Annotated in this window: 6 protein-coding genes and 1 pseudogene; 2 read left to right on the top strand and 5 right to left on the bottom strand. The window is 62.7% G+C overall.

The window, feature by feature from the left end; genetic code table 11:
• From AC1DVA_RS25985 to AC1DVA_RS26005, 5 genes are all read right to left on the bottom strand, one after another.
• On the bottom strand, window positions 1–853 hold an 853-nt coding region (locus AC1DVA_RS25985; RefSeq protein ID WP_476807790.1), incomplete at its 3' end, for a branched-chain amino acid ABC transporter permease.
• A complete protein-coding gene (locus AC1DVA_RS25990; RefSeq protein ID WP_476807791.1) occupies window positions 850–1,737 on the bottom strand; it encodes a branched-chain amino acid ABC transporter permease in 888 nt (295 codons plus the stop codon). The genes AC1DVA_RS25985 and AC1DVA_RS25990, both read right to left, overlap by 4 nt.
• A 21-nt stretch (window positions 1,738–1,758) precedes the next feature.
• A complete protein-coding gene (locus AC1DVA_RS25995) occupies window positions 1,759–3,027 on the bottom strand; it encodes an ABC transporter substrate-binding protein (protein ID WP_476807792.1) in 1,269 nt (422 codons plus the stop codon).
• Window positions 2,957–3,724: an ABC transporter ATP-binding protein gene (locus AC1DVA_RS26000; protein WP_476807793.1), complete on the bottom strand. Its 768-nt coding sequence runs from the start codon at window positions 3,722–3,724 to the stop codon at window positions 2,957–2,959. The genes AC1DVA_RS25995 and AC1DVA_RS26000 overlap by 71 nt, the downstream gene beginning before the upstream one ends.
• Window positions 3,721–4,632, bottom strand: a complete 912-nt coding sequence (locus AC1DVA_RS26005) for an ABC transporter ATP-binding protein (protein ID WP_476807794.1) — start codon at window positions 4,630–4,632, stop codon at window positions 3,721–3,723. Before AC1DVA_RS26005 ends, AC1DVA_RS26000 begins: the two co-directional genes overlap by 4 nt.
• Window positions 4,633–4,668: 36 nt before the next feature.
• Between AC1DVA_RS26005 and AC1DVA_RS26010 the strand changes: the two genes are divergently transcribed.
• Together AC1DVA_RS26010 and AC1DVA_RS26015 are read left to right on the top strand one after the other, a co-directional pair.
• Window positions 4,669–5,238 carry a helix-turn-helix transcriptional regulator gene (locus tag AC1DVA_RS26010; RefSeq protein WP_476807795.1) on the top strand — a complete coding sequence of 190 codons (570 nt, stop codon included), beginning with the start codon at window positions 4,669–4,671 and terminating at the stop codon, window positions 5,236–5,238.
• 369 nt (window positions 5,239–5,607) lie between these two features.
• A pseudogene (locus AC1DVA_RS26015) lies at window positions 5,608–5,798 on the top strand (hypothetical protein); the annotation flags it as partial.

A 5,798-nucleotide genomic window follows, 5' to 3' on the forward strand; every position in this document is an offset into this window, starting at 1 on the left:
GTGGCCGTAGCTGCATGATCACGATCAACGCGACCGCGATGGCGAACTCCCTGAGCGACGCGATCTGTACGGCGCTCAGGCCCGGGATGAACTCGGCCGCAAAACGCGAGGACTCCAGGATCGTCATGACCGCGAGGGAGCCGAAAACGACGCCAACCAACCTGCTGTAGCCGCCTGCCGTCACCGCGAGGAAGATATAGATGGTGAGCTGGACGGCGAAGTTGTCGGGCGAGATGTAGCTTGTGAAGTGGGCGTAGAGGCCCCCGGCCAGACCGAAAAGAGCCGCGCCGATGCCGAAGGCCTGGCATTTCAGGCGCAGCACGTCCTTGCCTGCAACGGCGGCGACCKTCTCATCGTCGCGAACGGCGCGAAGGGCTCGGCCGAAGGGACTGCTGAGGGCGCGGGATAGGACCCAGACAACCAGTGCGACAAGGATCCAAGCCAGGGCAAAATAGAACCAGGGATAGAGTTCGCCGAGGGCATCCTTGAACGGCGCCCGGATACCCGAAATGCCGTCGCTGCCGCCCGTGAGCCAACGCTCGTTGAGCTCGACAAGACGGAGGCCTTCACCGAAGCCGAGCGTCACGATGGCGAGATAGTCGCCCCGCAGCGTTCGAGTCAGCAGGCAGAACCCCACGCCGATCGCAGCCGCCAGTGCAGTTCCCGCAACCCACCCAAGGCCGATCGGGGCCCCGAACTTCGTCAGCAGCGTCGAGCAATAGGCGCCAAGGCCAAAGAAGCCGACCAGTCCGAGGTTGACCATGCCTGCTTGGCCCCAGCTCACGACGAGTCCGAGTGAGAGCAGGGCATAGATCGCCGCGATGGTCCCGATGAACAGAAGATAGGAGGTCATTTTCTAACCCCTGCCGCTCCGGCGAAGAGGCCGGTCGGCTTCACCAGAAGGATGAAGAGGATGGCAAGAAAGGCCGTGAGGGACTGATAGACCGGCGGCATGGCGATCATCGCGACCTCACCCGCGACACCGATGATGAGGGCGCCCAGAACGGCCCCGTAGAGGCTGGTCAATCCGCCGAGGACGCTCGCCGCGAAGATGATCAGGATCAGCCGCGAGCCGGTCGACGGGTCGACGCTCGTATCGATCGCCAGCAGGGAGCCGCCGATGCCGGCGAGCCCCATGCCGATGAACGTCGCGAGGTTCGACAGATTGCGCGGCTCGATGCCCTTCAACCTGGCGAGGTCGGTATTGTCGGCGACGGCCCGCATCGCCTTGCCCCATCGGGTGAGCGAGAAGAATGCAGCGAGCGCGACGGCGATGACGAGTGCGGTGACCAGATTGCGAAGCTGCTGAGGGCCGACGCTCAACCCCCAGACCTGGAGGTTGCGCTCGATCGGGAGATCGAAGCTGTTCAGATCGCTCCCGAAGAGGAAGCGAAGCGCATTCTCGATCGCAAGGTTGAGCGCGATCGAGACGACCGCCAGCATCAGGGCGGTGTGGGCCCCGGATTGGCGCCGGATGGGAGCGAGCGCGAGACGATCGGTTGCGATACCCAGCATGCCCGGGACGACGAATGCGAAAAGCAGCATCACGACAGGTGACCAACCCAGATGGGCTCCCGCGAACCAGGCGGCGTACGCGCCAACGGTCATCTGCGCGGCGACGCTGAAGTTGACGAACCCCTGCACGGAGAAGATCAACGTCAGGCCGAGCGCCGGCAGCGCGACGAGCGCTCCCAGCACGAGGCCGTCCAGCACGTACTGTGCGAATTCGGTGAACATGGCTCGCTCGCCCGAATTCGCTCAGGCAACCTTCAGAAGGGTCATCTTCCCCTTCTGAACCTGCTCATACCGGAAGAAGACGCCTTCGACGTCGCCGTTCGCCGCGAACTCGAGGGGGCCGCTCGGGCCGTCATAGTTGATCGGCTTCTTGTCGGCGATGAACTTGAGCCCCTGCGCGACGTCGCTGACCTTTTGGCCCTTCGCGTCCTGCGAGATCGCCCTGACGGCGTCGCGTACAGCCGTGCCGCTCGGCGACGTGACGGCAGCCTGAGCAAGCGCCAGGGCCGTCAGCACGACATGGTCGTAGACCTGGCACGAATAGCTATCGATGGCCGACCGTCCCATCTTGCCGATGAGCGTCCTGTAGGCGGTTGAATCTTCGGACGCCGACGGTACGAGGGAGGCAGTGCCTTCCGACACCTCATGAGGAACGCCATCGGCCAGAACCTGGTTTACCCCGAAGGAGTACCCGATCTTCTTGCCGCCGAAGCCGGCGCGATAGAGGTCCTTGAGGACGACGGAGGTATCGGGCACGTAGCCGCCCAGCACGATGATATCGGGGTTCGTCCGCAGCGCCTGATCGACTTCGGTGCGGTAGCTGGCTCGCTTGTCCTCGTAGATCAGGCCCTGTCCGGATCCGCCCGCATCCTTGAACAGCTTCGAGATGATGTCGATGTAGGACTGCGCCAAGGGCGTCTGCGGTCCGAGGAAGAACATCTTTTTCGCGCCGAGTTCCAGCGCGTACTGACCCACCCGGGTGCCTTGCAGCGTCACGGTGGGAGAGGTGCGGAAGATGTAGCCGTTGTGCGGCGTCTTGGTGATGCTGTCGGCACCCGAGGACGTGAAGAGCACCGTCTTGCTGTCGTAGCACAGAGGCGCGATCGCCGAGGTTACGGCCGAAGCGTATGAGCCGCCGATCGAGACGACCTTGTCGACGTCGATCAGCTTGCGCGCCGCGCGAACGGCGGCCTCCGGGTTGCTCTGGTCATCCTCGATCAGAACCTCGATGGGACGGCCCGCTACGCCTCCGGCTGCATTGACATCGCTCACAGCGATCTTCGCCGCGGCGCTCATCGTCGCGCCGAACTGACTGGTCGCCCCGGTCAGGGGAATGACGATACCGATCCTGATCGGCTGCGTGCCCTGGGCCAGCAACGCCCTCGGCCAATGGGCCGCGAGAGAGCCGGCGCCCGCGGCGCCGGCCAGGAAATCACGACGGTCAAACTTGCTCATGACGATCCCCTCGTTCCGTTTTTTGCTTTGCGCCCTGGCCGTGTTCGCGGCGGCCAAGGAACAGGTGACGCACCTCGTCGTCGGCGAGCAGCGACGAAGCGGTTTCCTCGCGGGCCTTGCGCCCAGCGACCAGGGCAAGGCCCTTGGTTCCGTATTCGAGTGCGAGGAGAGCGTTCTGCTCGACCATCAGAACCGCGATGCCCGACTTCGCCAGGCTGCGGACAAGTTCGAAGACTTCGTCGGCGGCCGCTGGCGAAAGCCCGGCGGTAGGCTCGTCGAGGAGCAGGACGCTCGGGCTGGTCATGAGCGCGACGCCCATGGCGAGCACCTGACGTTGGCCGCCCGAAAGGTTCCCGGCCTTGTCGCGGAGCTTGGTCTTCAGGAGCGGGAAGCGTGATAGCTGATCGTCGATGCGGTCCTTCAACCCCTTGCGAAGAAGGTACCCGCCCATCTCCAGGTTTTCGCGGATCGTCAGGCTTGCGAAGACATTTCTCTCCTGGGGAACGAAGCTCATGCCGCTCCTGCAAGCTGCTTGAGCGTTCCCGGGTTGGAGGGCTTTTCCTTGCAGGCTGATCTCGCCCGACGTCGTTTCAGCAGACCGGCGACAAGTTTCAGGAAGGGTCGACTTGCCGGCCCCATTGGGGCCGATGATGACGGTCAGGTCGCCAGCCCGGACATCCAGGTCGATGCCCTTTACGATTTCCTCGGCGTTTGGGTAGCCGCCGCGGATGCTTCGGACAGTAAGATCGGTCATTGGCGACGGATCCCCAGATAGCTCTCCTGAACGTCACGGTTCCCAGAGATTTCGGAGAAGCTGCCGCGCGTCAGGAAGCGTCCTCCCGCCATGACGATGACCTCGTCGCAAAGCCGCTCGATCAGCTCCATTTCGTGCTCGATCAACACAATTGAGATGCCGCTTTTTCGGATCTCGACGAGACGGTCGGCGATTTCCTGGACGAGCGTCGGATTCACTCCCGCCATGGGTTCGTCGAGCAGGATCATCTTCGGCTTCGCGAGAAGAACGCGGCCGATCTCCAGCAGCTTCTTCTGGCCGCCTGACAGGCGCGTCACGAGATTGTCGATGACATGCGCGAGCTTGAGACGTCGCGCCATGTCGAGTGCCTCCTCCCGGAGCGCCTCCTCCTGCCTGCGCGTTTCGAGGCTGCCCAGGAAAGCGTTCAGGAGGCCTTCTCCCTGCTGGCGCGGGCCGTAGAGCATGAGATGCTCGAACACGGTCATGTTCTCGCACCCGCGCGCCAGCTGAAACGAGCGGACCAATCCTGCTCGCGAAATCGCCTGAGGCGCTGCCCGGGAGATGTCGCGCCCGCAGAATCTGATGGTTCCGGTCGCTCCAGGCGTCAGGCCCGAGATGCAATTGAACAGGGTTGTCTTGCCGGCGCCGTTGGGGCCGATCAGGCCGGTCGTGATGCCCGGCCGGATTGCGAAGGAGGCGCCATCAAGCGCACGGATGCCTCCGAAATGGATGGAGAGATCAGCGATCTCCAACTGGGCGTGTGTCATGGCTGTCCAATGTCGCGGTTCCCCGAGGGCTTCGACGAAACTCGCCGACCCTTCATCTGCTCGACGCCGCATGGCGACCTCGGCTCTTATCGCAATGGACGCTATGATACCTAAACACTTAATGCTATAGGTGTTTAACACTTAAGTGTTCGGGCGGCATTTCAGCCGGAATAGCGCATGGAGTTGGCTGCGATGGACGTGGATTATCGGGAGGCCTTCGAGAATGCGCCGGTGGGCTTGGCCGTCGGCAAGAGGCGGGTCATCGTGGCCTGCAACCACGAGTTCGCCCGAATATTCCGCGGCGCAATCGCCGAGATGGTCGGTGAGACGTTTGAGCGGCTTTACCCCACGCAGTCTGATTACGAAGAGACGGGCGCTCGCGTCGGCGAGCGCTTGGCCAACGAGCGCAGCTACACGGATGATCGAGTCATGCGCCGGCTCGACGGCGACTTGTTTTGGGTCCGGGTCAGCGGCTTCACCTACACGCCGGAACTGGCGCACGCGCACACGCTGTGGGTCTTTTCGGAACTGGACAGAAATCAGCAATCGGGTGGGTCGTTGAGGTCGACCCTGACTCCACGGGAGCGAGATGTCGCTACCCTGCTCATCGATGGAAAGACCGGAAAAGAGGTGGCGAAGGCGCTGGATATCAGTCCGCGAACGGTGGACATCTACCGGACCCGCCTGCTCAGGAAATACAACGCCAAGAACACCCAGGCGCTTGTCGAGCTACTGCTGCGCGGGTGACCATCAGCCGCTCTACATCGGAAACGATGACGCTGGCTTTGGGCCGGGGCGCCATCGAATGAGTTCCGGAATAGCGGCAGTGTCCGGCCCCCTGAAAGTGGCATGTGCTACCACTAACGGCAGATCAGGGGAGTTCGAATACCGCAGCGCCATACGCTTTTCATGGATTTCTCTCCTCTATCTGACGTCAGATAGAGTTGTTGCCAGAGCGTTGCGATCGCCTTGCGCTGGTCAGCGCCTATTTCTGAAAGGTCGCCTGCTATGCGGCGCTGAAGCGAAGGTGGGCACCGAGAGACAATAGACGGCGCGTTTTGCAGGGGAGTAGCCTGCACAGGCAGCGAGTTTCGCCAGTGGGCCGCGCAGATTGCGGTGATTGCAATCGAGTTGACGTCAGAAATGGGACAGATCGCGATCAGGCGTCGGTGGTGGATCGTTCTGACAGGTGCGCTCGGCTACCTGCTGCTGGCCTATCTGATACTACCCCTCCTGTGGCGGCACCATGAACATGAACCCGGCCTCGCCGCCTTGCCCATGGTGACACGTACATCAAGCGGTATTCC

It is taken from the genome of Allobosea sp. P4_C6 (assembly GCF_056402015.1).

What these genes read in the sequence shown, in the direction of transcription:
- AC1DVA_RS26000 (WP_476807793.1), bottom strand. Translation starts at nt 3,724, where the DNA reads ATGACCGATCTTACTGTCCGAAGCATCCGCGGCGGCTACCCAAACGCC.
- AC1DVA_RS25990 (WP_476807791.1), bottom strand. Translation starts at nt 1,737, where the DNA reads ATGTTCACCGAATTCGCACAGTACGTGCTGGACGGCCTCGTGCTGGGA.
- AC1DVA_RS26010 (WP_476807795.1), top strand. Translation starts at nt 4,669, where the DNA reads ATGGAGTTGGCTGCGATGGACGTGGATTATCGGGAGGCCTTCGAGAAT.